Here is a 26,093-nt window from a genome sequence, read left to right as displayed (position 1 = left end):
CGTTCAATCGAGCCTCCGACGGCTGTGACCTTGCCGATCCTTCATCCACGATCAGCGACTTGCCGGCGCGCGGCCATAGAGCAAAAGCATGGCGACGATAACGACGCCATAGATGATCTGCCGCCCCGCCTCCGGCATCTGCATGACTGACAGGATCGATTGCAGCAGCGTGATCAGGATCACGCCGGCGACCGTGCCGAGATAGGAGCCGCGGCCCCCGAGGATCGAAGTGCCGCCAAGCACCACCGCGGCGATCGACGGCAGCAGATAGGCATCGCCCATCGACTGCGCGGCTTTCGAGGCATAGCCGGCGAGCAGGACGCCCCCGAAGGCCGACAGTCCGCCGGACACGGCAAAGGCGATCAGCACCACGCGGCGCGTGTCGATGCCGGAAAGATAGGCGGCGCGCTCGCGGTTGCCTATGCCGTAGACGGCGCGGCCGAAGCTGGTACGGGTCAGCACGAAGACGATTGCCGCTCCTATCAGCGCCCAGATGATCACGGCGTTCGGCACCCCCGGAATGGTAAAACCGGTCGCAAGATATCGCATCGCCGCCGTCGCCGAATCCTGCGGCGAGAACCCGCCCGTATAGACCACCATCAGCCCTTGCGCGACGGCGTTGGTGGCTAGAGTGATGATCATCGAAGGAATGCGCAGGTAGGCGACGCCGATGCCGTTGACGATGCCGATCGCCACCCCGCACAGGACGCCGAACGGGATGGCAAGAGCAACACCAGCCGGCCCGTAGGCCGCGGCCGCGCAGGCCATCATCGCGCCGGTCGCCACGGCCCACGGCACGGAGAGGTCGATCTGCCCGAGCAGGACGACCAGCATCATGCCGGTGGCGATGACGCCGAGGAACGAAGCCACCTTCAATTGCTGCAGGAGATATTCCGGCGACAGAAAACTGCGCGAATAGAGGCTGCCCACCAGAAGCAGGATCACGATGCAGGCAAAGGCGGTCGCCACCGCCGGATCGGCGCGGCGGATGAATTTCGGCATGCGGCTGGCGATGCCGCCAAGCGTCGTTTCGCTCACAGGAACCACTCCAGCCGGTTGCGCACCCGAAACAGCGCGAAAGCGCCGAGGCTCACCGCGATCAACAGGATAATGCCCTGGAACAGCGGCTGCCAGAGCGGATCGAAATCGAAGACGAACAAGAGGTCGCCGATGGTGCGGAAGGCGAGCGCGCCGAAGATCGCGCCGATGGCGCTGCCTTTGCCGCCGAACAGCGAGACGCCGCCGAGCACGACCGCCGCGATCGAGAACAGCGTGTAGGCATTGCCGCTCGCATAGGCCGCCTCGCCCGTGTAGGTGAAGAAGGTTAGGAACAGGCCGCCGATCGCGGCAAGCAGGCCGGCCAGCGTATAGGCGAGGAACTTGCCCCTGCGGATCGGCACGCCCGACATATAGGCCGCGGTTTCCGACGAGCCGGCAGCATAAGCCGCGCGGCCGAGTTCGGAGCGGCTGAACGGCACCCAGACGACGATCACGACGACGAACAATGCCACCAGGCTCGCCGGCACGACGCCGAAGAAGCGCCCGGTCAGGAAATCGGCGAGGTCCTCGTTGACGGATCCGCCGGGAACCGGCCGCAAAAGCAGCGCAAGGCCGAAATAGACAGCACCTGTGGCGATCGTGGCGACGATCGGCTGCAGGCGTCCGTAGATCACGATGGCGCCGTTCATCGCCCCGCAGACGAGCCCGGTGCCAAGCACAGCCACCAATCCAAATGCAGTCTCGAGCCCCGTGCCGATCACCAGCCAGGAGGCCATGCAGTTGGTCAGCGTGAAGATCATGCCGACCGACAGATCGATGCCGGCGGTGATCACCACGAGCGTCTGCGCCATGGCGACGAAGGCAAGCAGCACGCCCTTGTTCGCCGCCGTCTGCACGACATTGGCGGTGAAGCCCGCCGGATGGTTGCCGCTGTAGATCGCGAACATGACGATGAAGATGCCGAAGGCAAGCAATGTTCCCCGCTGTTCGGCCAGCCAGTAGCGCCAGTCCTTCACGCGCCCTCTCCCTGCCTCGGCCCGGAACCTTCACCGTGGATGTTGAGCGCGCTGGCGATCAGCGCGTGCTCGGTGATCTCGGCGCCGACGAGCTCACGCTTGACCGCGCCGTCATAGAGCACCAGCACGCGGTCGCAGCAGCCGATCAGCTCGTCATAGTCGGTCGAATAGAACAGGATCGCGGCGCCGGCCTCGGCCAGCTTGCGCATCAGTTGGTAGAGCTCCTGCTTGGTGCCGACGTCGATGCCGCGCGTCGGGTCGTTGAGCAGGATGATGCGCGGCTGCCGCATCAGCCATTTGGCGATCACCACCTTCTGCTGGTTGCCGCCGGACAGCGCGCCGACCGGAATGTCGAGGCCCGCCGTCTTGATGGCCAGCAGCCCGACCATGTCATCGATCAGCCGCTGCTCGGCGACGCGGTCGATGACGCCGGCCTTGGACAGCTTGTCGAGCGCGGCGAACGACAGGTTCTCGCGCACCGTCATCGGCAGCATCAGCCCTTCCGTCTTGCGGTCTTCCGGAATCAGCGCCATGCCGATGCGCGCATCGCTCGCGGCTGCGGGACTGGCAATCGAGACCGGCTTGCCGTCGACCAGGATCTGACCGGAAAGGCCCCGCAGCACGCCGAAGAACGCAAGCAGCAGCTCGCGCTGGCCCTGGCCATCCAGCCCGCCCAGCCCGACGACCTCGCCGACGCCGATCGAGAAGGAGATGTTGTGCAACCGGTCGCCCCATGACAGATTCCGGGCCTCCAGCACCTGAGCCGCGCCGGACTGGGGCCTGGTCGGCTTCGGCGGAAAGATGTGGCTGTATTCCCGGCCGATCATCAGCTCGACCACCTCGTTGTCGCTCTTCGATCCAGCCGCGTAGCTGGCGACATTGCGGCCGTTGCGGAATACCGTGCACTGGTCGGCGAGTTCGGCGATCTCGTTCATGCGATGCGAGATGTAAAGCAGCGCCAACCCTTCCGACCGCAGCCGCTTCAGCACTTCGAAGACCTTGGCGACATCGGCCGCCGTCAGGGCCGAGGTCGCTTCGTCGAGGATCAGGATGCGTGGCTTCCTGGCCAGTGCCTTGGCGATCTCGACCATCTGCCGGCGCGACAGCGGCAGGTCCTTGACCAACGCGCAAGGATGGATGTCGGAAGCGCCCGCGCGCGCCAGCGCCTCTTCGGCGATGCGCCGCTGCGCCTTGCGGTCGATCATGCCGAAGCGTTTCGGCGGATCGGAAATGACGATGTTGTCGGCGACGCTGAGCTCCGGAATGAGCGACAGCTCCTGGAAGATGCAGACGATGCCGGCCTGGTTTGCGGCGGCCGGCGACGCGAAGGCCACATCGCGGCCATCCAGTGCCATGCGGCCTTCGTCGGGCGCGACGACACCGGCCATGACCTTGATCAGGGTCGATTTGCCGGCGCCGTTTTCGCCGAGGATGGCGTGGATGCTGCCGGCCGTGACCGTAAGGTCGGCCTTTTCCAAGGCCCGCACACCGCCATAGCGCTTGGATATGCCCTCCATGCGGAAGAGCGGAGCCGCGCTGTCCATCAGCCCTCCCCAGGCCCGGTTGCGATTGGCATCACAAGGCCGGCGCCGCGGCTCGCCCGCGGCGCCGGTTGCTTAAGGCTACTTGTTTTCCTTGGTCTGGCCCATGATTTCCTGCGCGGTGAAATTGATGCCGCAGGTCGGGAAGGAATTGCCGACGAAGAAATTGTCGGACTGGTCGGGGAAGAAATCCTGGCCTGCCTTGAAGTTCGGATCCTCGACGATAGCCAGAGGCAGCTTGACCGACTGCGGCACGACATTGCCTTCAAGTGCGGCGATCGCCGTCTTGATGGCGACCGCGACTTGGGCCGGGCCGGTGCCGGCAGATGAGCACTTCAGCCCGTCGGCCGCATGCGCCGCGCAGAATTTGCGGAAGCCGTTTTCCGTCTCGCCGCCAAACGGCACAAAGGGATGCTTGGCGTCGATCATCGCCTGCACGATGCCGGTGTCGCCGCCCTGCCCGGTGATGCCGTCGAACGGTCCGCTGGTGGCGATCGCGTCGGCCGTCGCCTTCTGCGCCACGCCGTCGTCCCATTTGCCGACGACCTCGGTGACCTCCCACTTCTTGCCGGACCCGTCGAGAACCTCATGGATGCCGTTGTGACGGTCGGTGTCAACAGAGGTACCGGCAACGCCGCGCACCTCGAGCACCTTGCCGCCATTCGGCACATGCGAGACCAGCCACTTGCCCCAAAGCTCGCCGAGGCCCTTCTGGTCGACATTGACGTTGATGGCGTCCTTGGTGTCGAGGATGTTGTCGAAGGCGACGAGGATGACGCCGGCCTCCTTGGCGCGCTTGATGACCGGCCCGAACGCGGTCGGGTTCTGGGCGTTGACGACGATCGCGTCGAAGCCGGAATCGATGAAGTTGTTGATCGCCGAAATCTGCGCCGGCACGTCTTCGCCGGTCGACACCACCTTGAATTCCTTGAGCTTCTTGGCGACGTCCGGTTGTGCGGCATAGGCCTTGGCCGTCTGGATCATCTGGATGCGCCAGGTGTTGGCGATATAGCCGTTGGCGAGCGCGATGCGGTATGGCCCATCCTTCTTCGGATATTTGAAGAACTGCGTGTCGGCGGCCCAGGGCGCGAAGCAGTCCGGCTCGGCCGCCGGCCCTTTGACGACCTCAGGCCCGGCGATCGCCGACGAGCTCAGCATGACGAATGCAGTGGCGGCAATGACGCCGCCAACGAGTGACTTGATCATCGGTATTCCTCCCAGTTGCAGTTCTGCTTGTTGATGAAGTCCCGGCACCGGCGGCGAGCACCCTCCTGCCAGCCCCGATGCTTCCGAGGTGACTTGCGTCGCCCCTCTTTCCTCCCCTCACGCCCCTCCAGGCGGCTTACAAAACTATCATATTATACATAATAAACAAGCATGAGCTGTTGCTTATGTATAATAAACAGCCTTGTTCGCTCCAATCGCATACTTCACGGAAAAGATGGTAGCGCTACCATAAATGAGTGTAAACCGGCATTAGCACAGTCGCCTCTGCGTGTTTCAACGTGCGGTGCTCTCGCGCCGGATGAGCTCGAAACCGAGATCGACAACCCGCTGCTGCGACCTCTGGCCGGCGATCTCGGCAAGCGCCATCGCGACCGCCCGGCGGCCGATTTCGTAGCGATGCGTGCGAACGCTGGTGACCGATGGGAACGCCGCCTGCATCATGTCGAGATCGTTGAAGCCGATAATGCCGATCGTCTTTGGCACTGCGATCGCGGCGCGGTGGCATTCGAACAGAACACCAAGCGCGATATCGTCATTGTTGCAGAAGACGCCGTCGAGCGACGGCATCTTGGCCAGCGCATCGCGTAGAAGCTCGCGGCCGAGCGTCACGCTGGAGAGCAGCGGTGTGGTCGTGACCAGGCGGGGATCGAACAGGCCGGCAGCTTCCATGGCCGCGCGATAGCCGGCAAGGCGCCTTTGCGAGCGCGGATCCATGCGTGCGCCGATGAAGCCGATGCGACGATAGCCCGCTTCGATCAGGTGCTCGGTCGCCGTGCGGCCGCCGTCGAAATGCGAGAAGCCGACCAGCATGTCGACCGGATCGGGTCCGGTTTCCATCACTTGCACCACCGGGCAGCCTGCCGTCTCCAACAGCTTTCGCGACAGCGGGGTCTGGTCGATGCCGGCCACGATCAGCGCCGCCGGGCGCTGTGGAGCGAACACCTGCAGCAGCCGCTCTTCCTCCAGGCCCGAGTAATGCGTGTTGCCGAGCTGGATGCGGAACGGGCTGTCGGAAAGGCTGTCGTAGATGCCGCGCACCACTTCGGCAAAGACATTGTTGGTGAGCGACGGCACCAGCACGCCGAAGACCTCGGCGCGCGCCGAGGCCAGGGCTCGCGCATTCGGATCCGGCACATAGCCGAGCTCGTCGACGGCGGCCTGGATCTGCCGGCGCAGATCTTCAGAAACCCGCCCAGGCTCGCGCAGGGCGCGCGACACGGTGATCGCGCCGACACCGGCCTTGCGCGCCACGTCGGCGATGGTCGGGCGGCCGCCGCCGCGCCGCGAGCGCGGCCTCGTCACCGCCTTGCCCTTTTTGCACGAAAGGAGCGCAGCGGCGAGTTGAGGATCAATAGTTTAGCCACAGCAGCCATGTTTCGCAGCCCGTCCCATTCCGGTCTGGGTCGCGCAGGCCATGGCCATTGTCAAGCCGACGAATATTGGTTCAGCCCACCCCGGTAGAGGCGATAAGCTCTCAGGCCAACGCCTCGGTGGTCAGACCGCCCTCGCCTGATCGGCCGTAAGCGCCTGCTCCTGCGTGCCGGAGACTATGATCTCAAGGACCTCGTGCTCGTCGGTGTTCCGGACGTGACGGTCGCCGACATTCTCGCCGCGCTTGAGCACCATGACACGGTCGCCTACGGCGAAAATGTCGACCAGCCGATGCGAGATGATGATCTGGGCGACGCCCTGCTTTTTCAGTTCCAACATGGTCTCGAGGAGCCGATCGGTCGCCATCACCGAGAGGTTGGCGGTCGGTTCGTCGAGGATCACGACGCGTGGCTCGAACGAGATAGCGCGGGCGATCGCCACCGATTGCTGGCGACCGCCAGACAGGCTCTCGACCTTCTGGAAGACGGAATTCACGTCGACCTTGAGCCGCTTCAGCACGCTGTCGGCTTCCGCGTACATTTTGCGGCGATTGACGAAGGGTCCTTTGCGCGGCCAGCGGCCGAGAAAGATGTTCTGGCCGACATCCATGTTCCCGCAAAGCGCGAAATCCTGGTAGATCATCTCGATGCCGGCATCGCGGCTCTCATGCGGGCTTTTGAAGTGCACCGGTTGTCCGGCAACGACGATTTCGCCGGCATCGCGTTGATAGGCGCCTGTCAGGATTTTCATGAGCGTCGACTTGCCGGCCGAGTTGTCGCCGACCAGGCCAAGGATCTCTCCGGGATAGAGCACCAGGTCGACCTTGCGCAGCGCCTGCACGGCGCCGAAGGCCTTTTCGATGCCCCGCATTTCCACGATCGGTTGAGGCAGGGCAGCATCAGGCATCGACGGTTTCCCGGGTTCGTGCGCGTCGCGCGAGGCGGGCTCGCAGGCGACCGAAAAGGTTGGCCTGGCGTACCCAGATGTCGATCAGCACCGCCGCGATGAGTATGACGCCAATGAAGACGTTTATCCAATGCTGCGGCATGCTGAAGCCCTGGACATTGAGCTGCAGGAGCGATCGAACCAAGGTGATCACGGCAGCGCCTGCGAGAGAACCCAGCATGGTGCCGTAGCCGCCGAAGATCGACCCGCCGCCGATGATGACCGACGCGATGGCGTCGAGCTCACGGAACTGGCCCGCTACAGGGTTGAAGCTTCGGAAGTAGGCGACGTTGATGATCCCCGCCATTGTCGCGCAGAGCGCCGACAGCATCAGCGCGATGAAGCGCGCCCGGTTGGTGTTGATGCCCGCATAGGCGGCGGCGCGGATGTTGCCGCCGGTCGCATAGACCTTCTGACCGAATGGCGTGTAGGCGAGAACGATGCCGGCAATGAGGGCGACGAAGGCCATCCAGATTGTCTGCACGCTGACCACCTCCGCTACCGTCCTGAGGATGCCGTCGGGAAGCAGGATGCCGAAGTGAAGCAGGATGTCGTTCACCTTGCGGCCTAGCAGGTTGTAGCCTTCCGGCCAGCCGGTAAGCTGCTGGCCGGCGACGAACCATGCAGCGAGGCCGCGGGCGATGTAGAACATGCCAAGCGTGGCGATGAAGGCCGGCAGCTTCAAGCCGACGGCGACGGTGGCGTTGACGAGGCCGGCGATCATTCCCGCAAGCAGGCCCATCGCGACGGCAGTGACGGGGTCGGCGCCCAGAACCTTCAGGAAATAGGCCGCGGCGCTGCCGGCGAGCGCCAGCACCGCTCCGACGGAGAGGTCGATGTCGCCAGCCGCGATGACGTAGGTGAGTCCCACCGTGATCAGCGCCAGCTCGGTATAGTTGAGCAGGATCGCGAAAGTGTTGGACAGATTCCACCAGTAATCCGGCCTGAGGAACAGACCCGTGAGCCACAGCACCACCGTCAGGATGACGGCGAGGGCATCGCGCCGGGCGAGGAACTTGCCGAACCCGGTTGCCGACAGCGCGATGTCAGTCGCCATCGCGCCCTTGGTCACGACGCCCTCGAGCGCGACGCCGCCGATCTCGAAGGCGGGCGGCGGCGGCCTTCCGCGCAGCCATGCCCAGAGCCGCGCCGCGACCTGGCGGCGGATCAGATAGGGCTCGATCAGCACGGCGATGACGAGCAGCAGCCCGAGAAAGACTGGCACCGCGCCCACCGGCAGGGAGTAGATGGCGTTGACCGTCACCTCCTCCTCGCCGATCTTGATGGTGCGCGTGATCGGCAAACCCTCGCGCAGCACCTTGTCGAGCAGCACGACCAGCATGGCGCCGAGGCAGGATCCGGCAACGCGGCCGCGACCGCCGAGAATGGAAGCGCCGCCGATGATCACCGCTGCGATGACGGTCAGTTCGCCGCTGACGCCGTAAAGCGGGGTTACGCCTTTGTCCTGGGCGGCCGACAAGAGGCCGGCGACGGTGGCGCAGAGCGAGGAGAGCAGATAGGCGCGGATGCGCACCCAGTTCGTCGGTATGCCGGCATAGACCGCCGCCTGCTCGTTGCCGCCGGTCGCGAAGGTCTCGTAGCCCCAGCGTGTGTTGGCGAGCACGTAGGCGCCGATCACGGCAACGACCGCGAAGATCGCGATCTGGTTGTTGAAGCCGAAGACGTTAGTCTCGCCGAGATGGAAGAAGAGCGGGGCCTCCTTCGCTTTGCCTGGATAGTAGATCGCCTGACCGTGGGTCAGGGCAAGGACGAAGCCGCGGCCGATCAAAAGCGTGGTCAAGGTGGCGATGAACGCCGGCACTTTTAGGATGGTAACGAGCACGCCGTTGACGAGGCCGATCACCATGCCGAGAAGGACGCAGACAATCACCGATGTGACGATGTCGAGATCGGCAAAGCTCGGCGCGAACAGCCTGGCAAAGACGACGGCCACAAGGCCGTAGATGGAGCCGACCGAAAGATCGAGGTCCTTGTCGATGATGACGAAGGTCATGCCGACGGCGATGATGGCGACCCGCGAGGTGTCGCGAAGCAGCGCATGGAACGCCTCCGACGAGCCGAAGAACGTCGGATTGACGATAGCGCCGCCGAGATAGATCAGCGCCAAGAGGGTAAGCAATCCCATTTCCCAGCCGCCAACGAGCTGGGGTGGGAGGCGGCGAAAGAGAGCTTCGGCGGTCATATGTACGCGGGTCCGAAGGGCGAATGCGCGGGAGGATGGGATGGCCGCCCTCCCGCTACGGATTCAGAATCGCTTCTCAGTTCAGTTCTCGAAGCGCTTGCCTACCTTTGTCACAGTCTCCTTCGTCACGAGTTGGGCGCGCGTGTCGAGATTGGCGGCTGAGATGCCGCGGTCGATCTGAAGATAGAGCTGCATGACCGGATAGAAGCCTTGCAGGAAGGGTTGCTGCCCGAGCGCGCCGGTCAGGTCGCCGCTCTTCAGCGCATCCTGCTGGGCCGGACCGATGTCGAAGCCGTAGGCGCAGATCTTGCCGGTCTTGCCGGTCTGGGCGACGGCCTTGGCGAGCGCCGGCGTGAACACGTTGTTGCCGGCGAAGGCGCCGACGACGTCACCGCGCGATTCGAACAGCGTCACGATGCCGTTGACCGGATCGTTCGGATTGGTGTCGATGCCGGTGTTCTCAGGCCCCGCGTCGACCTTGAAGGCCTCGAGCTTGCCGGCGGCCTTCAGGCCTTTGACGATCGCGTTGAAGGCCGAGGTGACGCGATTGTTCACCTCGATGTTGCCCATCGCGGTCGATGACGGCAGAACGATCGAGCCCTTCTCGATACCCTTGTCGGCCAGGCACTTGACGAGCGCCTCGCCGGCGATCGCAGCGGCGGAGGCGTCCTGACCGGTGTGGCTGATGCCGCTGCGGTCGAGGATCGTGCCGTCGAAGGAATTGGTCGTGGCTACCGGTATGCCCTTGGCCTCGGCGGCCTTGACGATGTCGTTATAGGCGCCGACCTGGGGCGTTGTCATGATCAGCCCGTCGATCGTCGGATCCTGCACGATCTGATTCAGGATTTCGATCTCGCGGGCCGGGTCGTCGGTCGGAGATTCCGAGCCGAGCAGCAGTATCTTGGCGCCGATCAGATTGCCGGCGGCGGTTGCGCCGACATAGACCGGATCGAAGAAGCCGTTGCCGGCCGTATGTGTGACGATGGCGAAGGTGAGATGGCCATCGGCCGAATGGAAATCCTTGGTGGTGGGGGCTTCCTTTGCGGCTTCCTCGAAGCTGTAGCCGCCGACTGCTTTCTCGACGCCGCCGGACTGCGCGAAGGCGGAGGGCACGCCGAGCAACAACGCCGCGGCGGATGCCGCGAGCGGGAAAGTACGTCTCATGATTATCCTCCCTTGCATTCAACGGGCGGAAGCCGTTCGAGCGCATTTATTCAGGAGATTTTCCGAGTGCTTCCTCCCACTTCCCAATTTTCCGCCCAAAGCCTGTCCAAGTAAATAGCCTGCTGCATCCAGTATTCGGGCGCGACGTCATGCGAAAGAGCACGGACGAGTTCGGCCGCCCCACCTGGCCCCTCCCTTTGCGCCGGATGACAACCTGCAACGGCCAGGTTGCTGGCGAACATCAGGCCAGCGCTTCCACGCTTCGCCTTGCCTTCCACATGAGCAACAAGATCGCCGCGAGATTGACCAGGTTCCAGGCGATGCCGTTGAGGAACGCGGCGGCGTAGGAGCCGGTGAGATCGTAGATCCAGCCCGACATCCAGCCGCCGACCGCCATGCCGAAGATCGTCGCCATCAAGACGATGCCGACCCGCTGGCCGGCTTCCTTGGCCGGCATGTAGTCGCGCACGATGATCGCATAGCAGGGCACGATGCCGCCTTGCGACAGGCCGAACATCAGCGAGACCACGTAGAGCGAGGCCAGCCCGTCGAAGGGGATGTAGAACAACAGCGACAGGCATTGCAGCGCCGAGCCGATGATCAAGGTTTTCACCGCGCCGATGCGATCGGCGAGGAAGCCTGAACCAATGCGGCTGACGACGCCCGCCGCCAGCATGATCGACAGCATGTCGGCGCCGCGCGCGACGCCATAGCCGAGGTCCATGCAATAGGCGACGATATGCACCTGCGGCATCGACATCGCCATGCAGCAGCCGAAGCCGGCAACCACCAGCAGCATCTGCAGCGCCGCCGGCGACAGCGAGATCGGCTGCGCCGGCCGGCTTCCCGGCGAGCCATGCGCGGCTTCGCGCGGCGCGCCGCGGCGCAGCATCAGCACCAGCGGCACCATGGTGGCGAGGCAAAAGATGCCGATCGCAGCATAGGTGAAGCGCCAGCCTTCGCCTTGCATGATAAAGGGCATCGCCGTCGGCCAGACCGCCCCGGCAAGGTAGCTGCCGGATGCGGCCGCCGTCACCGCGACGCCGCGGCGGCGGTTGAACCAGTGCGAGATGTCGGCGATCAACGGGCCGAAGATCGCCGATGTGCCGAGACCGATGAGAAGTCCCTGAACCAGCGTGAAGGCAAGGATCGAGGTGGTCAGCGAGGCGAGCAGGAAGCCCGCGCCGAGCGCCATCGCCGAGACAAGCGCCGGGATCCAGTAGCCCATGCGGTCGATAGCGCGTCCGACCAGCACATTGCCGGCGGCGAAGCCGACCATGGTCGCGGTATAGGGCATCGAAGCCGCGGCGCGGTCGACGCCGAATTCGGCCTGCACGGCGGGCAGAACGACGACCACAGTCCACATGCCGGCGCCGCCGATCGTCGACAATAGCATCGAGATGCCGAGCCGCATCCATGCATAGGCGCTGTCGATGCCTGGGCCACCGGCCCGGCTGGAGACGGTTGTCGTCACGGCGTTTCCTATCCGCGCTTGTTGTGATCGGGCGGTCTCGCCCAATATCGGCGCATTTCCCGTGCCGAGCAGCGCCACAAGGGACAAATCCGTGACTCCAGCAATCGGGAACCGGCCACGCCGCCCAAAGTTGTGTCCAAGAGGGAGTTGTGCCCCAAGGAAGGAGTTTCGCCATGACCGCCAGGAAGAAATGGTCGGCCGAAGTGACCGAGCACAGCGACGCGCTGGATCTCGAGGAGCACGTCTTCGAGTCCGACGATGCCAAGAAGATCGCCGCCTCGTTGAAGCGCTCGGCCGAGCTCAGCCACCGCCGCAAGGCGGAGCCGTTCCGGTCCGCGATGTCGATGCTGAATTTCTACATCAACCGCGCCGGCAGGAACCTGCCGGAGGAGCGTAAGCGGGTGCTGGAAAAGGCGAAAGACGAGTTGCGCGTCGCCTTCGGCCGCGAGAAGCAGGATTGAGGCCTGCCGAGATTCAGGTCAGGCCGAGCCGAGAATGGTGGTTTCCGAGAGCCGGCCTACGCCGGCCGTAGCCTTCATAGAGCGGAGACACTTACGAGGGCTTCGGCCGGCGAAGGCCGGAGCGGAGCGTACTTAAAGTACGTGAGCACCGGAAGCCGCCGGTTCGCAGGCCGGCCTCACCTGAATATCGCCAGGCCCTAACGCGACCGGATGACGTCGTCTGTATTGGCAAGCAGCTTGCGCACCGCGTTGCGCGCCGCATCGGGCCGCTGCAGCCGGATATTCCTCTCGATCGCTTCGTGCAGTTTCTGGGCGTGCTGCAAATCGTCCAGTTCGCGTGTCGTATAGGCGAAAAGATGGTCGAAGGCGGATTCGATCAGGACGCCCAGCGGCACCAGGAGGTCGTTGCCGGAGGCCCGGAGGATGGCGAGGTGGAAGCGGGTGTCGGCGCGGGTGCGCTCCTGCAGATTGGTCGCCTCGCCCATCTCGCGGCAGGCCTGGCTGATCTCCGCCATCTGCTCGTCGGTGCGCCGCATCGCCGCGAAGGCCGTCGCCTCCGGCTCGATGATGTGGCGGAACTCCTGCACTGTCTTCAGGAACACCTCGCGATCCGGCGACGTCGCGTACCAGGAGAGCACGTCGCGGTCGAGCAGGTTCCAGCGCTCCTTCGGCTCGACCCAGCTGCCGATCTTCGGTCGCGACGCCAGAAGGCTCTTGGCCATCAGCATCTTGATCGCCTCGCGCACCGCCGAGCGGCTGACGTCGAAGGTTTCCGACCATTTCGCCTCGTTGGGCAGGATGGTTCCCGGCGGATAGTCGCCGCGCACGATCCGAAGGCCGATTTCGCTCGCCAGCGACGTATGCACGCTGGCGCCGGGGATGCGCGGCGCATCGGACCGGCGAACGCCAGCCATACGCTCGGCGGATGCCGCTTTCGTCGGCCTTTTCTCGTTATTCGGCTTTGCGTCCCGCATATATCCAGAAAGTCCGGTTTTCAGAAGCTGTCAAGCACCGGCAACGCCAGCTTTGCCGCTACGCACCGGGATGTGCACAGCTCAGCCGGATTTAGCTCCCTTTACGCCGTCTTGACGTATTTGCGCCAGCTGTGCTCAGGCTGGAAGCCGAGCACGTCGCGCGCCTTGCGGTTCGACAGCAGAGTCTCGAATTCTCCGAGCTCGGCTTTCACCGGCACGCCCGGATAGAAACGCTTCAGCAGCTCCGCCGTCGGCAGGTCGGACGAGGTGTCGTCATTGGCGGCGTTGAACACCTGATAGCCCAGCCCATCCTTCTCGATGGCGCGCAAGGTGATCTGGCCGAGATCGCGGGCGTCGATATAGCTCCAGGCGATGCGCTTGCGGAAACCCGGATCGGCGAACCATTTCGGGAACAGCGCATATTCATGCGGCTCGATGACGTTGCCGATGCGCAGCGCATAGATGTCGAAGCCGCTGCGCAGCGCAAAGGCGCGCGCCGTCTTCTCGTTGACGATCTTCGACAGCGCGTAAGAGTCCATCGGATCGACGTCATAGTCCTCGTCCAGCGGAAAATGCGTCGGATTGCGCGGCTCGTTGGCGAAGACCAGGCCGTAGGTCGTCTCGCTCGAGGCAATGATCGCCTTGCGGATGCCGAGCTTCACCGCCGCCTCGATGACGTTGTAGGTGCCCATCGCGTTGATGCGGAACACCTCGTTGTCGGGTGTGATCATGATGCGCGGGATGGCGGCGAAATGCACCACGGCATCGACCGGCTGCGCCCGCAGCGACGGGTCGAACTCGTGCAGCCCCGCATAGCTCGACAGCGCGTTGAACACCTGGCCGCTGTCGGTGATGTCGGTGATCAAAGTGCGCACCTTCGGGTTGTCGAGCGGCTTGGTGTCGATGTTGAGCACCTGGCAGCCATGCTCGACCAGATACTGAACGACATGGCGGCCGGCCTTGCCGCTGCCGCCGGTGAACATGATCCGCTTCGTCATTTTGCTCTCCACATCGCTTGGGGATTATGTGTATTGTCGGACAATATGGCGTTCCGCAATCGCTTGCCAACCGCGATCCGCGAAAACCTTCTCCAGCAATCGCCCGCCGACCGGTCGCGCCGGCGCCGATCATCAACAAAGACAGGGACGAAACGACATGACCACCACCGCTGCCCGCGAAAACATCGGTTTCATCGGCCTCGGCCTGATGGGGCACGGCATCGCCAAGAACATCGTCGACAAGGGCTATCCGCTCACCTTCCTCGGCCGCAAGAACCGCAAGCCGGCGGAAGACCTGCTCGGACGCGGCGCGAAGGAAGTGGCCACATCCAAGGAAGTGGCGGCGGCGTCCGACATCGTCTTCATCTGCGTCACCGGCTCGCGCGAGGTGGAGGCGATCATCCGCGGTCCTGGTGGCCTGAAGGAAGGCTTGAGGAAAGGCTCCGTGGTCGTCGATTGCTCGACCTCGGACCCGGTCTCCACCGTCGCGCTGGCCGCCGAACTCAAGGCGCTCGGCGTCGATTATGTCGACGCGCCGCTCAGCCGCACGCCGAAGGAAGCCTGGGAAGGCACGCTCGACGCCATGGTCGGCGCGGCCGACGCGGTTTTCGCCAGGCTGAAGCCGGTGATCGACACCTGGGCCGGCCGCATTGTCCATATCGGCGACACCGGCGATGGCCACCGCATGAAGCTCCTCAACAACTTCATCTCGCTTGGCTATGCGGCGATCTATTCCGAGGCGCTGGCACTCGCTCAGAAGGTCGGCATCTCGCCGCCGCGCTTCGACAGCGTGATCCGCAACGGCCGTATGGATTGCGGCTTCTACCAGACCTTCATGCGCTGGACACTGGAGGGCGACCGCGACGCCCACAAATTCTCCATCGCCAATGCGTTCAAGGATCTGACCTATCTGGAATCGATGGCGGGCGCGGCAGGCATTGCCAATCCGCTCGGCAACGCCACCAAGAACTCATTCGCGACCGCCTTCGCCGCGGGGCCGGCCGAACAGTATGTGCCGATGCTGGCCACGCATATCGGCAAGCTCAACGGCGTCGACCTGATGCCTTCGAAGGACGGCGTGAAGCAGACGATCTGACAGCCGCAGGCAGGCCCGCTCACCGCCGCGACCGTTCAATCACCTCGTCGGTATTGGCGAGCAGCTTGTGTACGGCGCTTCTGGCGGCGGCCGGGCGCTGCAGGCGGATGTTGCGCTCGATCGCCTCGTGCAGGGACTGGGCCCGCCGCTGATCGCTGTGCTCGCGCGTGACGAAGACGAAGAGATGGTCCAGCGCCGATTCGATCAGCACGCCGAGCGGCACCAGCAGCTCGTTGCCGGAGGCGCGCAGGATGGCGAGATGGAACCGCGTATCGGCGCGCGTGCGCTCCTGGATATGCGCCGCCTCCCCCATCTCCCGGCAGGCCCGGCTGATCTCGACCATCTGCTCGTCGGAGCGCCGCATCGCCGCGAAGGCTGCCGCTTCCGGTTCGATGATGTGGCGGAACTCCTGCACCGTCCTCAGGAACACCTCCCGGTCGGGCGAGGTCGCGTACCAGGCGAGCACGTCCCGGTCGAGCAGGTTCCAGCGTTCCCTCGGCTCGACCCAGCTGCCGATCTTCGGGCGCGACGCGAGCAGGCTCTTGGCCATCAGCATCTTGATCGCTTCGCGCACCGCCGAGCGGCTGACATTGAAGGTCTCCGACCATTTGGCTTCATTGGGCAGGATGGCGCCCGGCGGATAGTCGCCGCGTACGATCCTGAGGCCGATCTCGCCAGCCAGCGACGCATGCACGCTGAGACCGGCAATCCGCGTCGCCTCAGACCTGCGGATCGTGGCCGGCTGCGCTGGCTCTGCCAGGCGCTTCCCTGACTTTTCTCGCAGCAGCTTCCCTGACTTTTCCCGTGGCATCCGCGTTCCGGTGCCTCCCGACGCAGGCGGAAGTCGCCCGCAAAATATCCGCCAGAAATTCGGGCGCGCGAAGCCTGTCGCCTCCTGCCGGGGCAAAGGCCGCGTTCAGCGTCCGAGCGGAAAGGTGAAGGGGCGCCCGTAAAAGGCGCCCCCGGGATCGAAGCCTATTTCTGGATGCAGGTGTCGACCGTATCCTTGGTGCATTCGTCGAGGCCGGTGAAGACCGGATCGTCGACCTTCTTGCCGCCGATGAGGTCGAGCATCACCGAAGGCGCCTTGTAGCCCATTTCGAACGGCCGCTGGCCGACCAGCGCGGTCACCAGACCGTCCTTGGCGATCGCCACCTCGTCGCCGATCGTGTCGGCGGCGCCGATGACGAAATCGTTGCTGGCGATCTTGTCGGCCATCGGCTTGAACAGGTCGCGATAGGGCTGCGGAGCGCCGAACAGCGGCCAGCCGCCCTCGATCGCGAAAGCGTCGAGCTTTGGATTGGCGGCGAGGATGTCGGTCATCGCCTGCACGCCCTTGGCGCCGTCGTCATTGGTGAACACCGGGCAGCCGGCGACTTCGGTCCAGCCTCCTTCGCCGGCGAGCGCCGACAGGCCGTCCTTGCCCGAGAGCGCGTCGCGTGTGCCCTGGGCGCGGCGCAGGATGTTGTCGGCAGCGGGATTGCCTTCGATCAGGCAGACCGTGCCGCCATTCGGCTTGGCCTTCTTGATGTATTCGCCGATCTTTTTGCCCATCAGATAGTTGTCGGTGCCGAGATAGGTCTTGCGCAGCGCTGCATCTTCCTTGGCCAGGTCGGCGTCGACCGTCATGATCGGGATCGACGGGTTGGCGCTCTTGATCGTCTGCGCGATCAGCGGCGCGTTGGACGGTGAAATCGCCATCGCGACCGTGTCCGGCTTGCTCAGCATGTCCTGCACGATCTGGGCTTCGCCGGCCTCGTCCGAGGTCGAGGCCGGACCGGTGTAGAAGCATTCATACTCGGAGCTGGCGTTTTCCTTGTTCCACTTCTCGCAGCCCTGGTGGATGGCTTCGAAGAACGGGTTGTCGAGACCCTTCACGACGATGACGAGCTGTTTCTTGGCCAAAGCCGGCCCGGCGCCCAACGCCATTGCGGCGACGGCGGCGAGCAAAAGTGATTTCCTCATATCAGTCCTCCCTTGAAAACAGACGGACACGACGTGCCCGCCACACCGATCGGCCCGGATGAATGGGGACGCGGGAATTTCCTCGAACGTCCGTGTCTCAAGCCGGGACCGATAAGCATTTGCCGATCCGTTCCAGGTCGAATGGACGCTGGCGTTGCCGGATCAAATCCCCTGCCCGCCGCTTCCGCCGAACGGCGATTTGCACGGGCAGGTTCTTCCTCCGACGCTAGCTAATATCGGCTCGCCGCCGACGTCAATTCCTATTTGTCCTACAAAACCGATTTTTCGACGAGTTCCGAAATAAATCGCCCGACAGTTGATTGACGCCCATGTCCGCATTTGCCTAAATGAGTCCATCGCACCTGCTCGGGAGGAGCTGGAGGCGCGAGACCATGCGGCGCCGGCAGCTATGGCAAGGCGGTCGCGGGACGAAAACGGGGAGGCTTAAGGCTAGTGTCGGTTCTCGAACTCGCCAACATCTCGAAGCATTTCGGCGCCATCCAGGCGGTGAACGACGTTTCGTTCACGCTGCAGGCCGGTGAAGTCGTTGGCCTGATGGGCGACAACGGCGCCGGCAAGTCGACGCTGGTCAAGATGATCGCCGGCAACTTCCGCCCAAGCCACGGCACGATGCGCATGGACGACAAGGAGCTGATCCTGCACAAGCCGGCGGAAGCCCGCCAGCACGGCATCGAGATCGTCCACCAGGACCTGGCGCTCTGCAACAACCTGACGGCCGCCGCCAATGTCTATCTCGGCCGGGAACTGCGCCGTGGCGTCGGCCCGTTCCGCATTCTCGACTATGCCGCGATGTACAAGCGCGCCGGCCAGCTCTTCGCCGAGCTGAAATCCGAGACGCGCCCGCGCGACCTCGTCAAGCAGATGTCGGGCGGCCAGCGCCAGGCGGTGGCGATCGCCCGCACCATGCTGTCGCAGGCCAAGATCGTGCTGATGGACGAGCCGACGGCGGCGATCTCGGTCAGGCAGGTCGCCGAAGTGCTGAACCTGATCCGCCATCTGCGCGACCAGGGCATCGCCGTCGTGCTGATCAGCCACCGCATGCCCGACGTCTTCGACGTCGCCGACCGGGTCATCGTCATGCGGCGCGGCAGGAAGGTCGCCGACAAGAAGATCGCCTCGAGCTCGCCCGAGGAAGTCACCGGGCTGATCACCGGCGCCATCGAACAGGTAGCATGAAAGCACTGGAATTCTTGGCGTTTGGCGCCTTCAATGCCGGCAGGAAAGGTCGATAATGGCAGTCACCCTTGACCAGACGATCGCGCAGAAGCAGCACACTGTCCTGTCGCGCATTCTGTCCAGCCAGACCTTCTGGGTGGTGATCGCGGTCATCCTCGCCTGTCTGTTCCTGTCCTTCGCCACCGACGCCTTCGCCACGCAGAAGAACCTTTACAACATCACCCGCAACATCACCTTCGTCGCCATCGTCGCGCTCGGCATGACCTTCGTCATCATCACGGGCGGCATCGACCTGTCGGTCGGCTCTGTGCTGTGCCTGTGTTCGATGGTGCTCGCCGTCACCATGCATGCCGGCTATTCGATCGAGGTCGGCATCCTGGCCACGATCGTGACGGCGCTCGCCATCGGCGCCTTCAACGGCGTGCTCATCGCCTATCTGGGCTTCCCGCCCTTCGTGGTGACGCTCGGCATGCTGTCGGTCGCCCGCAGCCTCGCCATGGTGGCCTCGAACAACACCGTCGTCTTCCAGTTCGGGCCGGACCACGACAAGCTTCTGTCGCTGGGCGGCGGCGCCTGGCTGTTCGGCATCGCCAACCCGGTGCTCTACATGATCATCCTGGCTCTGATCACCGGTTTCATCCTGCGCTGGACCAAGTTCGGCCGGCACATCTTCGCTATCGGCGGCAACGAGCATGCGGCGACGCTGACCGGTGTCCCGGTGCGTCAGATCAAGGTCGCGGTCTATATGATCTCGGCGCTCTCGGCGGGTCTCGCCGGCATCATTGAGACCGGCTGGCTGGGTGCAGTCACCACCAATATCGGCACCGGCATGGAGCTGCAGGTGATCGCCGCCACTGTCATCGGCGGCGCCAATCTCGCCGGCGGCGTCGGCACCGCATTCGGCGCCATCGTCGGCGCCGCGCTCATCGAGGTGATCCGCAACAGCCTCGGCCTGCTCGGCATCAACGCCTTCTGGCAAGGCACCTTCATCGGCGGCGCCATCCTGCTCGCCGTGCTGTTCGACCGCATCCGCAACTTCCGGCGCAGCGACTAGCTTTCCCCTTCTCTCCTTGCTTTCCCCTTCTCCCCTTGTGGGCCCCTTGTGGAGAAGGGGACGCTCCTATCGCTCAGTCTGAAAATCGGCCCGGACGGGCGATGCGAGATGACCGCCGCTCCGCCACGCCTTGACGCAGGCCGGACGCCGGTCGCACAATCTCCCGGCAGGCGAAGGGAGGCCAGTCGCCTGCGGGAGGAACTATACCTGACGGACGCGATCAGGCTCTACTGGGGCCGGTTCGGACATGTCTCTGTCCTGAATGTCGCCAACGACTTCGTCACCCATGCCCATGGCGAGGCGCATCTCATCATCTGGCTGGAAGGCACGGCCGGCGAAATGACGATCGGCCGCGAGACGGTGCGGCTGGGACCGGAGACCGCTGCCGGCATCAACTCCTTTCAACCGCACAGCCATGCCCTTTCCCACGACGGCAAGCCCGGCCTTTTCCTAGCCTTCTATATCGATCCCGACTGGGCGCGCCGGCGCCGCGACCTGCCGCCGTCCGCGCCGCTGTTCGCGCAGGCGGCAGTTACGCTGGAGCCGTGGCTGCACCAGGCAGCGGCGAACCTGCTCGATCACCTGACCGACAACGAAAGCATCGATGACGTCGCCAATTACGAGATCGAGCGCTTCATCGACAGCGTGCTCGACGCCGCCGATGCTTCGGCGCCGCAAGCACCGCGCGCTCGCATCAACACGATGCTGGATTTCCGCGTCCGCAAGGCGATCCAACTGATGAAGGCCAATGTCTGCGAGCGCATCTCCTTCGACGACGTGGCGCGCAGCGTCGGCCTGTCCAGGCCGCATTTCTTCGCGCTGTTCAAGGAACAGACCAACCTGACGCCCAACGTCTACTGGAACACGCTGCGTATGGAGGAAGCCGTGCGCCAGCTGCAGTGGTCGCAAGAGCCGCTGATCTCGGTCGCCTGCAATCTCGGCTTCACCACCCAGGGCAATTTTTCGCGCTTCTTCCGCGACCATGTCGGCGTGCCGCCGACGCTCTACCGCGAAGCTGCTCGAGCGATGTCCTGAGCGCCTTTAAAGGCTGATCCGTCGCCGCTTTTTCAGACTGATTGATAGGCGCGCAAGACGCGTTGATAAGCGCAACCCCGGTCCGCTGCCCTAGCCTCCTTCTCATCTTTGCGAAGGGAACGGGTTCATGGCGAAAGTCACCATCTCCAGCATCATCGACGCGCCGGTCGAACAGGTCTGGGCACGCATCCGCGACTTCAACGGCCTGCCGAGCTGGCACCCGCGCATGGTGGAAAGCCATATCGAGGACGGCAAGGACGCCGCCGCGATCGGCTGCGTGCGCAACTTCAAGCTAGTCAGCGGCGCGCGGCTGCGCGAAAAGCTGCTCGACTTCTCCGACGACAATTTCCTGGTCAGCTATTCGATCCTCGAGACGCCGCAGCCGATCACCAACCATAAGGCGACGCTGCAATTGCGCCGCGTGACCGACGGCAACCGCACCTACGCCGAATGGAGCGCGAGCTTCGACGCCGCGCCCGAGGAAGCCGACAAGCTGGCCGAGGGCATGGGCGCCAATGTCTTCCAGGGCGGCTTCAATGCCCTGAAGAGCCATTTCGCCGGCAACAGCTAGACAGGGGAGCGCGCCATGTCGCTTGCGCTGCAGACCTTCTCCTCCGTGAAAGACGCCAATGCTGCGCTGCAGGCGTCGGGCACGCGCTATCTCGGCGGCGGCACGCTGGTCGTTCGCGCCGCCAATGAGGGCGATGTCTCTGTCTCCAGCCTCGTGCGCGTCACCGATCCCGACCTTTCGCAGGTCGCCGTCTCCGGCGACAGGGCCCGGCTTGGCGCTTCCGTCACCATGGCTGCTATTGCCCGGCACCCCGAGCTTGCCGCGCTCGCGCCGGCCGCGCGCGCCGTCGGCGGGCCGGCGATCCGCAACATGGCGACCGTCGGCGGCAATCTGTTCGCCCCCGCCCCCTACGGCGATTTCGCGGTTGCGCTGCTGGCGCTGGACGCCGCCGTCGCCGCCGAGGCGGGCGAAATGCCGATCGAGATTTTCCTGGCGGACCGCGACACCCGCCGCGCCGTCGTCACCGCTGTCGGCTTTTCGTTGCCCAAGCCAGAAAGCTTCCGCTTCCTCAAAGTCTCGCGGGTCAAACCGAAAGGCGTTTCGGTGCTGAGCATCGCAGCGCACCTGCAGCACACCGCCGACGGCACGATAACTTCCGCGCGCATCGCGCTTGGCTGCATGGCCGATCGGCCGATGCGGGCCAAGACGGCCGAGAAGGCGCTGCTTGGCTGCAGGCTCACGGCTGAGGAAATCGCGCCTGCACTGTCTGCGGTGGGCGAAGGCATCTCGCCGATCACCGACCCGATTGCCAGCGCCTGGTATCGCGCCGAGGTCCTGCCGGTCCATCTCGGGCGGCTGTTGCTGGCTTAGACATCCGTGGGGGACGCGCGTCTGTCCGGTTCATCCGGGCAAGCGCGCAAGGAGGAAGAATGGCGAAGGTTCCGGTTCAATTCACGCTCAACGGCTCCGAAAAAGCCGAATTCATCGAGAGCGGCACGACGCTGCTGCATGCGCTCAGGGAAAAGATCGGCGACACCTCGCCGAAGGGCGGCTGCCATCAGGGCACCTGCGGCGCCTGCTCGGTCATCATCGACGGCGAGCTGAGGCTCTCCTGCCTGACGCTGGCGGAAACCTGCAACGGCGCCGATGTCAGGACGACCGCCGGCCTCGCCGAAGGCGGCGTGCTGCATCCGCTGCAGCGCGCCTTCCTCGATGCCTTCGCCACGCAATGCGGCTTCTGCACGCCGGGCATGATCATGGCCGCCAAGGCACTGCTCGACCGCAAGCCGAACCCGAGCCGCGAGGACGTGGTCGAAGCACTGTCCGGCAACATCTGCCGCTGCACCGGCTACGAGCCGATCATCCAGGCGGTGCTCACCGCCGCGCGCGCCAATTCGCAGAACGCCGCCTGAGGGAACGAGCCATGGAACTGCGCAAGGATTATTTCGCCGATGTCCGCAAGGACGGCCTCAACGAGATCGGCCAGCCACGGCCGCGGCTCGATTCGCCCGGACATGTCACCGGCAAGACCGCCTATTTCGCCGACCGCAATTTTCCCGGTATGCTGCATCTGAAGATGGTGCGCAGCCCGCACCATCACGCCCGCATCCGCTCGATCGACACGTCGGAAGCGGAAAAGCATCCGGGCGTGGTGAAAGTGCTCACCGCCAAGGACGTGCCGCACAACGTCTACATCATCCTGATCCTGATCCAGATCGGTCCCGAGGACGAGACGGTGCTTGCCGACGGCAAGGTGCGCTGGAAGGGCGAGGCCGTGGCGGCGGTTCTGGCCGAGACGGAGCGCGCGGCGCAGGAAGCCGCCGCCAAGGTCGAGGTCGACTACGAGGTGCTGCCGGCCGTCTTCGACATGGAGGAGGCGCTGAAGCCGGGCGCGCCGGTCGTCAACGAATATCACGGCCAGAACTACTATCTTTACGACAGCGGCGAGTGCCGCAAGGTGCGCTTCGGCGATGTCGAGGCAGGTTTTGCCCAGGCCGACCACATCCTCGAGCAGAGCTACCAGTCCTCGCCGATCGAGCATGCGCCGACCGAGACCACCGGCTGCATGGTGGCGCCCGAGGGCAATGACCGCTTCACCTGCTACACCAACACGCAGGCGATGTTCTTCACCCTCGACAATGCCTCGATCATCCTGCAGATGCCGGGCAGCAAGCTGCACTTCGTCGGCGGCACGGTCGGCGGCGGCTTCGGCGGCAAGGTCGACGTCATCGTCGAGCCGATCGCCATCCTCGGGGCCAAGCTAACAGGACGCCCGGTCTGTTTTATCTACAGCCGCGAGGAAGAGATGCAGATTTCGTCACCCCGCGCGGCCGAGAAAGTCGTCATCAAGGACGGCGTCATGAAGGACGGCCGCATCGTGGCGCGCAAGGTGACGGGCTATACCGATGCTGGCGCCTATTCGCGCCATTCGCCTTACGGCGCGCAGAAGGGCGCCGCACATTATCCCGGCCCTTACACGATCCCGAATGTCTGGATCGACACCTACTGCGTCTACACCAACCGCACCCCTTCGTCGGCCATGCGCGGCTTCGGCGTCACCATCGGCGACTTCGCGCTTGAGGTGCAGATGGACAAGCTGGCGCGGCTCATCGGCATGGACCCGCTCGAATTCCGCTTCATCAACGCCTATCGCGACGGCGACATGAAGGCGCATCGCCAGCCGACCGAGGGCGCCGCGCTGATCGAATGCATGCAGGAAGCCGCGCGCGCCGCCAACTGGCCGCTGGCGGAGAAATACATGGCGATGTCCTCCTACAGGAAGGGAGCCTGAGATGGCGATCCGGCGTGGGCGCGGCGTCGCCGCGATCAACTATCCGACCGGCATGAACCTCGGCGGCGACCCGACCCAGGCGCTGGTGCACTCGACGCCGACCGGCAATTTCATGGTGACGCTCTCCAGCGTCGATCTGGGTCAAGGCATGAAGCAGATCATGGCGCAGATCTGCGCCGAGACGATCGGCGTGCCGACCGACCGCGTCATCGTCGACACCGCCGACACCGACACCGGCCCGCACTGCATGGGCACCTTCGCCTCGCGCGGCACGCACCGCGCCGGCAATGCCGTCATCCAGGCGGCCAAGGAAGCGCGCCAGGTAATGCTGGAAGTGGCGGCGGAAGAGCTGGAGGTGAACGCGTCGGATCTCGAAACCGATGGCCAGGGCAACATATTGGTCAAGGGCGCGCCGCAGAAGTCGATCTCGATCTTCGACGTCGCGCTGTCCGCGCACTTCAAGCGCGGCCGCTCGATCTCCGGCCGCGGCATGTTCCTGATTCCGCGCTCCTATCCAGAGAAGGAGACCGGCGCGATGAAGCCATCGACCTGCTATGCCCATGCCTGTACGGTGGCCGAGGTCGAGGTCGACGACGAGACCGGCGAGGTGACGGTGCTCACCGTGAAGAACGTCTTCGAGATCGGCCGCGCGCTGAACCCGAAGATGGTCGAGCAGCAGCTTGTCGGCGGCTCCTGGATGGGTATCAGCCACGCGCTCTACGAGACGACGGAGCCTTACTACCCCAGCCGCGACCATGGCGGCACCGACTTCAACCAGTATCTGATGCCGGGGCCCGGCGATCTCGCCGAGACCGAGATCATCGTTTTGGAGCGCCCTTCCGCCGACGGGCCGTTCGGCGCCAAGGGCCCTGGCGAGATGTGCGCCAACCCGCAGATCCCCGCGGTCGCCAACGCCGTCTTCGACGCGGTCGGTGTTCGCATCGACACGCTGCCGATCACGCCCGAGCGCATCCTGCGCGCCCTGAAGGCGAAGACCGCGGGCTGAGCGGAACGATGACCCGCGCCGACGCCGAACAGATCGCCGCCTCGCCCGAGACCGTGGCCGCGCGCCTCGCTGCTTCGTGTTACCTGGCGGATGACAGCCTTGCCACCGCGATCTTCCTGGCGATCCGCCTCGGCAAGCCGCTGCTGCTCGAAGGTGCGCCGGGCGTCGGCAAGACCGAAGCGGCGAAGGCGATTGCCGAACTGCTCGGCCGCGAGCTGGTGCGGCTGCAATGTTACGAAGGCATCGACGCCGCGCATGCGCTCTACGAGTGGAACTACCAGCGCCAGCTGCTCGCCATCCGCCATGCCGGCGAACACGAGATCGACATCTATGACGACCGTTTCCTGATCGCGCGGCCGCTGCTGCAGGTGCTGCGCGCGCCGGACGAACGCGTGCTGCTGGTCGACGAGATCGATCGTTCCGACCATGAGTTCGAAGCGCTGCTGCTCGAATTCCTCTCCGACTTCCAGATCAGCATTCCGGAGCGCGGCACGATCCGCGCCGCAATGCAGCCGATCGTCATCCTGACCTCGAACCGCACCCGCGAGCTTGCCGAGGCGCTGCGGCGGCGCTGCGTCTACCACTGGATCCGCTATCCCGACGCCGCGCGCGAGGCCGAGATCATCATGCTGCGTGCCGGCGACGTGGCGGAAGCGACCGCGCGTGCGGTGGCGAATGCCGTGCGGGAGATCCGCGCGCGTCCGCTGGCCAAGCCGCCAGGCATTGCGGAAGCGGTCGAATGGGCAAATGCCGCGACCATCCTCGAAAAGGGCGGCAGCCCGTGGCCCGAAGCCTTCCGCCGCGCCATCGGCGTGCTGATCAAGGACGAGGAGGATCTTTCCTCGATCGCGCCGGAACTGGGGAGGATCGTCGAGGAGGCGCTGGCGTGATGCGGTATCTCACTGAGCCGGCGGCCGATCGGCATCGCTCGCCTCTCCCGCAACGCTGGCGGGACAGAACCCCCCTCTGTCCTGCCGGACATCTCCCCCTCAAGGGGGGAGATCAGATGTCGCGCCGGCTTTCGCCAATCTTCAGCGCTGCAGAATTGAGCGGCGCGCCAAAGCT

24 protein-coding genes are annotated in these 26,093 nt (G+C 64.7%); 11 read left to right on the top strand and 13 right to left on the bottom strand.

The features are described from left to right. Positions 1–51 precede the first annotated feature (51 nt). The 9 genes from RFN30_RS13795 to RFN30_RS13755 form a co-directional block, all read right to left on the bottom strand. The gene (locus tag RFN30_RS13795; RefSeq protein ID WP_320262635.1) at positions 52–1,038 is read right to left on the bottom strand and encodes an ABC transporter permease; all 987 of its coding nucleotides are present in this window, start codon (positions 1,036–1,038) and stop codon (positions 52–54) included. Next, a complete protein-coding gene (locus RFN30_RS13790; protein ID WP_320262634.1) occupies positions 1,035–2,015 on the bottom strand; it encodes an ABC transporter permease in 981 nt (326 codons plus the stop codon). Before RFN30_RS13790 ends, RFN30_RS13795 begins: the two co-directional genes overlap by 4 nt. Further along, positions 2,012–3,559, bottom strand: a complete 1,548-nt coding sequence (locus RFN30_RS13785; RefSeq protein ID WP_320262633.1) for a sugar ABC transporter ATP-binding protein — start codon at positions 3,557–3,559, stop codon at positions 2,012–2,014. The genes RFN30_RS13790 and RFN30_RS13785 overlap by 4 nt, the downstream gene beginning before the upstream one ends. A gap of 78 nt (positions 3,560–3,637) precedes the next feature. After that, a complete protein-coding gene (locus tag RFN30_RS13780) occupies positions 3,638–4,762 on the bottom strand; it encodes a sugar ABC transporter substrate-binding protein (RefSeq protein ID WP_320262632.1) in 1,125 nt (374 codons plus the stop codon). A 294-nt stretch (positions 4,763–5,056) separates the two neighbouring features. Beyond that, positions 5,057–6,085, bottom strand: a complete 1,029-nt coding sequence (gntR, locus tag RFN30_RS13775; RefSeq protein WP_320262631.1) for an HTH-type transcriptional regulator GntR — start codon at positions 6,083–6,085, stop codon at positions 5,057–5,059. Positions 6,086–6,277: 192 nt separating this feature from the next. Then, the gene (locus RFN30_RS13770; RefSeq protein ID WP_320262630.1) at positions 6,278–7,060 is read right to left on the bottom strand and encodes an ATP-binding cassette domain-containing protein; all 783 of its coding nucleotides are present in this window, start codon (positions 7,058–7,060) and stop codon (positions 6,278–6,280) included. Then, on the bottom strand, positions 7,053–9,302 hold the full coding sequence (locus RFN30_RS13765; protein ID WP_320262629.1) for an ABC transporter permease: 2,250 nt from the start codon (positions 9,300–9,302) through the stop codon (positions 7,053–7,055). The genes RFN30_RS13770 and RFN30_RS13765 overlap by 8 nt, the downstream gene beginning before the upstream one ends. 81 nt (positions 9,303–9,383) lie before the next feature. After that, a complete protein-coding gene (locus tag RFN30_RS13760; RefSeq protein ID WP_320262628.1) occupies positions 9,384–10,466 on the bottom strand; it encodes a substrate-binding domain-containing protein in 1,083 nt (360 codons plus the stop codon). A 241-nt stretch (positions 10,467–10,707) separates the two neighbouring features. After that, positions 10,708–11,880, bottom strand: coding sequence for an MFS transporter (locus RFN30_RS13755; protein ID WP_320262816.1), 1,173 nt, complete (start codon positions 11,878–11,880; stop codon positions 10,708–10,710). 233 nt (positions 11,881–12,113) lie between these two features. Here RFN30_RS13755 and RFN30_RS13750 point away from each other — a divergent pair, with 233 nt between their 5' ends. Then, complete coding sequence (locus RFN30_RS13750) at positions 12,114–12,401, top strand: DUF3175 domain-containing protein (RefSeq protein WP_320262627.1); 288 nt, start codon at positions 12,114–12,116, stop codon at positions 12,399–12,401. 197 nt (positions 12,402–12,598) lie between these two features. Here the strand turns inward: RFN30_RS13750 and RFN30_RS13745 are convergent, their stop codons facing one another. After that, the gene (locus RFN30_RS13745) at positions 12,599–13,375 is read right to left on the bottom strand and encodes a FadR/GntR family transcriptional regulator (RefSeq protein ID WP_320262626.1); all 777 of its coding nucleotides are present in this window, start codon (positions 13,373–13,375) and stop codon (positions 12,599–12,601) included. 101 nt (positions 13,376–13,476) lie between these two features. After that, a complete protein-coding gene (locus RFN30_RS13740; protein WP_320262625.1) occupies positions 13,477–14,373 on the bottom strand; it encodes an NAD-dependent epimerase/dehydratase family protein in 897 nt (298 codons plus the stop codon). On the opposite strand from RFN30_RS13740, the gene RFN30_RS13735 reads away from it, so the two are divergent. Continuing rightward, the gene (locus tag RFN30_RS13735) at positions 14,357–15,469 is read left to right on the top strand and encodes an NAD(P)-dependent oxidoreductase (RefSeq protein WP_320262815.1); all 1,113 of its coding nucleotides are present in this window, start codon (positions 14,357–14,359) and stop codon (positions 15,467–15,469) included. The genes RFN30_RS13740 and RFN30_RS13735 overlap by 17 nt on opposite strands. Before the next feature lie 19 nt (positions 15,470–15,488). Here RFN30_RS13735 and RFN30_RS13730 read toward each other — a convergent pair whose 3' ends face one another. Together RFN30_RS13730 and RFN30_RS13725 are read right to left on the bottom strand one after the other, a co-directional pair. After that, a complete protein-coding gene (locus RFN30_RS13730) occupies positions 15,489–16,280 on the bottom strand; it encodes a FadR/GntR family transcriptional regulator (RefSeq protein ID WP_320262624.1) in 792 nt (263 codons plus the stop codon). 164 nt (positions 16,281–16,444) lie between these two features. After that, on the bottom strand, positions 16,445–17,434 hold the full coding sequence (locus RFN30_RS13725; protein ID WP_320262623.1) for a sugar-binding protein: 990 nt from the start codon (positions 17,432–17,434) through the stop codon (positions 16,445–16,447). Between the two features lie 453 nt (positions 17,435–17,887). On the opposite strand from RFN30_RS13725, the gene RFN30_RS13720 reads away from it, so the two are divergent. From RFN30_RS13720 to RFN30_RS13680, 9 genes are all read left to right on the top strand, one after another. After that, entirely contained in the window at positions 17,888–18,631 is a 744-nt protein-coding gene (locus RFN30_RS13720) for an ATP-binding cassette domain-containing protein (protein ID WP_040970155.1), read from the top strand. A gap of 55 nt (positions 18,632–18,686) precedes the next feature. Then, on the top strand, positions 18,687–19,685 hold the full coding sequence (locus RFN30_RS13715) for an ABC transporter permease (RefSeq protein ID WP_320262622.1): 999 nt from the start codon (positions 18,687–18,689) through the stop codon (positions 19,683–19,685). A gap of 207 nt (positions 19,686–19,892) precedes the next feature. Beyond that, a complete protein-coding gene (locus tag RFN30_RS13710) occupies positions 19,893–20,720 on the top strand; it encodes an AraC family transcriptional regulator (protein ID WP_320262814.1) in 828 nt (275 codons plus the stop codon). Between the two features lie 127 nt (positions 20,721–20,847). Continuing rightward, on the top strand, positions 20,848–21,291 hold the full coding sequence (locus RFN30_RS13705; protein ID WP_320262621.1) for an SRPBCC family protein: 444 nt from the start codon (positions 20,848–20,850) through the stop codon (positions 21,289–21,291). Positions 21,292–21,306: 15 nt separating this feature from the next. Beyond that, positions 21,307–22,101 carry an FAD binding domain-containing protein gene (locus RFN30_RS13700; RefSeq protein WP_320262620.1) on the top strand — a complete coding sequence of 265 codons (795 nt, stop codon included), beginning with the start codon at positions 21,307–21,309 and terminating at the stop codon, positions 22,099–22,101. Positions 22,102–22,160: 59 nt separating this feature from the next. After that, complete coding sequence (locus tag RFN30_RS13695) at positions 22,161–22,643, top strand: (2Fe-2S)-binding protein (RefSeq protein ID WP_320262619.1); 483 nt, start codon at positions 22,161–22,163, stop codon at positions 22,641–22,643. An 11-nt stretch (positions 22,644–22,654) separates the two neighbouring features. Beyond that, positions 22,655–24,022 (top strand): xanthine dehydrogenase family protein molybdopterin-binding subunit, encoded by a 1,368-nt coding sequence (locus tag RFN30_RS13690; protein ID WP_320262618.1) that lies wholly within the window; start codon positions 22,655–22,657, stop codon positions 24,020–24,022. 1 nt (position 24,023) lies between these two features. Next, complete coding sequence (locus RFN30_RS13685; RefSeq protein WP_320262617.1) at positions 24,024–25,028, top strand: xanthine dehydrogenase family protein molybdopterin-binding subunit; 1,005 nt, start codon at positions 24,024–24,026, stop codon at positions 25,026–25,028. 8 nt (positions 25,029–25,036) lie between these two features. Further along, complete coding sequence (locus RFN30_RS13680; protein WP_320262616.1) at positions 25,037–25,918, top strand: AAA family ATPase; 882 nt, start codon at positions 25,037–25,039, stop codon at positions 25,916–25,918. Positions 25,919–26,093: the final 175 nt, after the last annotated feature.

Origin of the sequence: Mesorhizobium dulcispinae (genome assembly GCF_033977345.1) — a bacterium.
GTDB classification, from domain to species: domain Bacteria; phylum Pseudomonadota; class Alphaproteobacteria; order Rhizobiales; family Rhizobiaceae; genus Mesorhizobium; species Mesorhizobium dulcispinae.
Note: the sequence above shows the minus strand (reverse complement) of the source record. Positions and strands in the feature narration are given on the sequence as shown.

Excerpts from the sequence above, each read along its gene's own strand:
- RFN30_RS13785 (WP_320262633.1), bottom strand. The coding sequence starts at position 3,559 with ATGGACAGCGCGGCTCCGCTCTTCCGCATGGAGGGCATATCCAAGCGC.
- RFN30_RS13780 (WP_320262632.1), bottom strand. The coding sequence starts at position 4,762 with ATGATCAAGTCACTCGTTGGCGGCGTCATTGCCGCCACTGCATTCGTC.
- RFN30_RS13770 (WP_320262630.1), bottom strand. The coding sequence starts at position 7,060 with ATGCCTGATGCTGCCCTGCCTCAACCGATCGTGGAAATGCGGGGCATC.
- RFN30_RS13765 (WP_320262629.1), bottom strand. The coding sequence starts at position 9,302 with ATGACCGCCGAAGCTCTCTTTCGCCGCCTCCCACCCCAGCTCGTTGGC.
- RFN30_RS13760 (WP_320262628.1), bottom strand. The coding sequence starts at position 10,466 with ATGAGACGTACTTTCCCGCTCGCGGCATCCGCCGCGGCGTTGTTGCTC.
- RFN30_RS13755 (WP_320262816.1), bottom strand. The coding sequence starts at position 11,880 with ATGCGGCTCGGCATCTCGATGCTATTGTCGACGATCGGCGGCGCCGGC.
- RFN30_RS13750 (WP_320262627.1), top strand. The coding sequence starts at position 12,114 with ATGACCGCCAGGAAGAAATGGTCGGCCGAAGTGACCGAGCACAGCGAC.
- RFN30_RS13745 (WP_320262626.1), bottom strand. The coding sequence starts at position 13,375 with ATGCGGGACGCAAAGCCGAATAACGAGAAAAGGCCGACGAAAGCGGCA.
- RFN30_RS13735 (WP_320262815.1), top strand. The coding sequence starts at position 14,357 with ATGATCCGCTTCGTCATTTTGCTCTCCACATCGCTTGGGGATTATGTG.
- RFN30_RS13740 (WP_320262625.1), bottom strand. The coding sequence starts at position 14,373 with ATGACGAAGCGGATCATGTTCACCGGCGGCAGCGGCAAGGCCGGCCGC.
- RFN30_RS13730 (WP_320262624.1), bottom strand. The coding sequence starts at position 16,280 with ATGCCACGGGAAAAGTCAGGGAAGCTGCTGCGAGAAAAGTCAGGGAAG.
- RFN30_RS13725 (WP_320262623.1), bottom strand. The coding sequence starts at position 17,434 with ATGAGGAAATCACTTTTGCTCGCCGCCGTCGCCGCAATGGCGTTGGGC.
- RFN30_RS13715 (WP_320262622.1), top strand. The coding sequence starts at position 18,687 with ATGGCAGTCACCCTTGACCAGACGATCGCGCAGAAGCAGCACACTGTC.
- RFN30_RS13705 (WP_320262621.1), top strand. The coding sequence starts at position 20,848 with ATGGCGAAAGTCACCATCTCCAGCATCATCGACGCGCCGGTCGAACAG.
- RFN30_RS13700 (WP_320262620.1), top strand. The coding sequence starts at position 21,307 with ATGTCGCTTGCGCTGCAGACCTTCTCCTCCGTGAAAGACGCCAATGCT.
- RFN30_RS13695 (WP_320262619.1), top strand. The coding sequence starts at position 22,161 with ATGGCGAAGGTTCCGGTTCAATTCACGCTCAACGGCTCCGAAAAAGCC.
- RFN30_RS13690 (WP_320262618.1), top strand. The coding sequence starts at position 22,655 with ATGGAACTGCGCAAGGATTATTTCGCCGATGTCCGCAAGGACGGCCTC.
- RFN30_RS13685 (WP_320262617.1), top strand. The coding sequence starts at position 24,024 with ATGGCGATCCGGCGTGGGCGCGGCGTCGCCGCGATCAACTATCCGACC.
- RFN30_RS13680 (WP_320262616.1), top strand. The coding sequence starts at position 25,037 with ATGACCCGCGCCGACGCCGAACAGATCGCCGCCTCGCCCGAGACCGTG.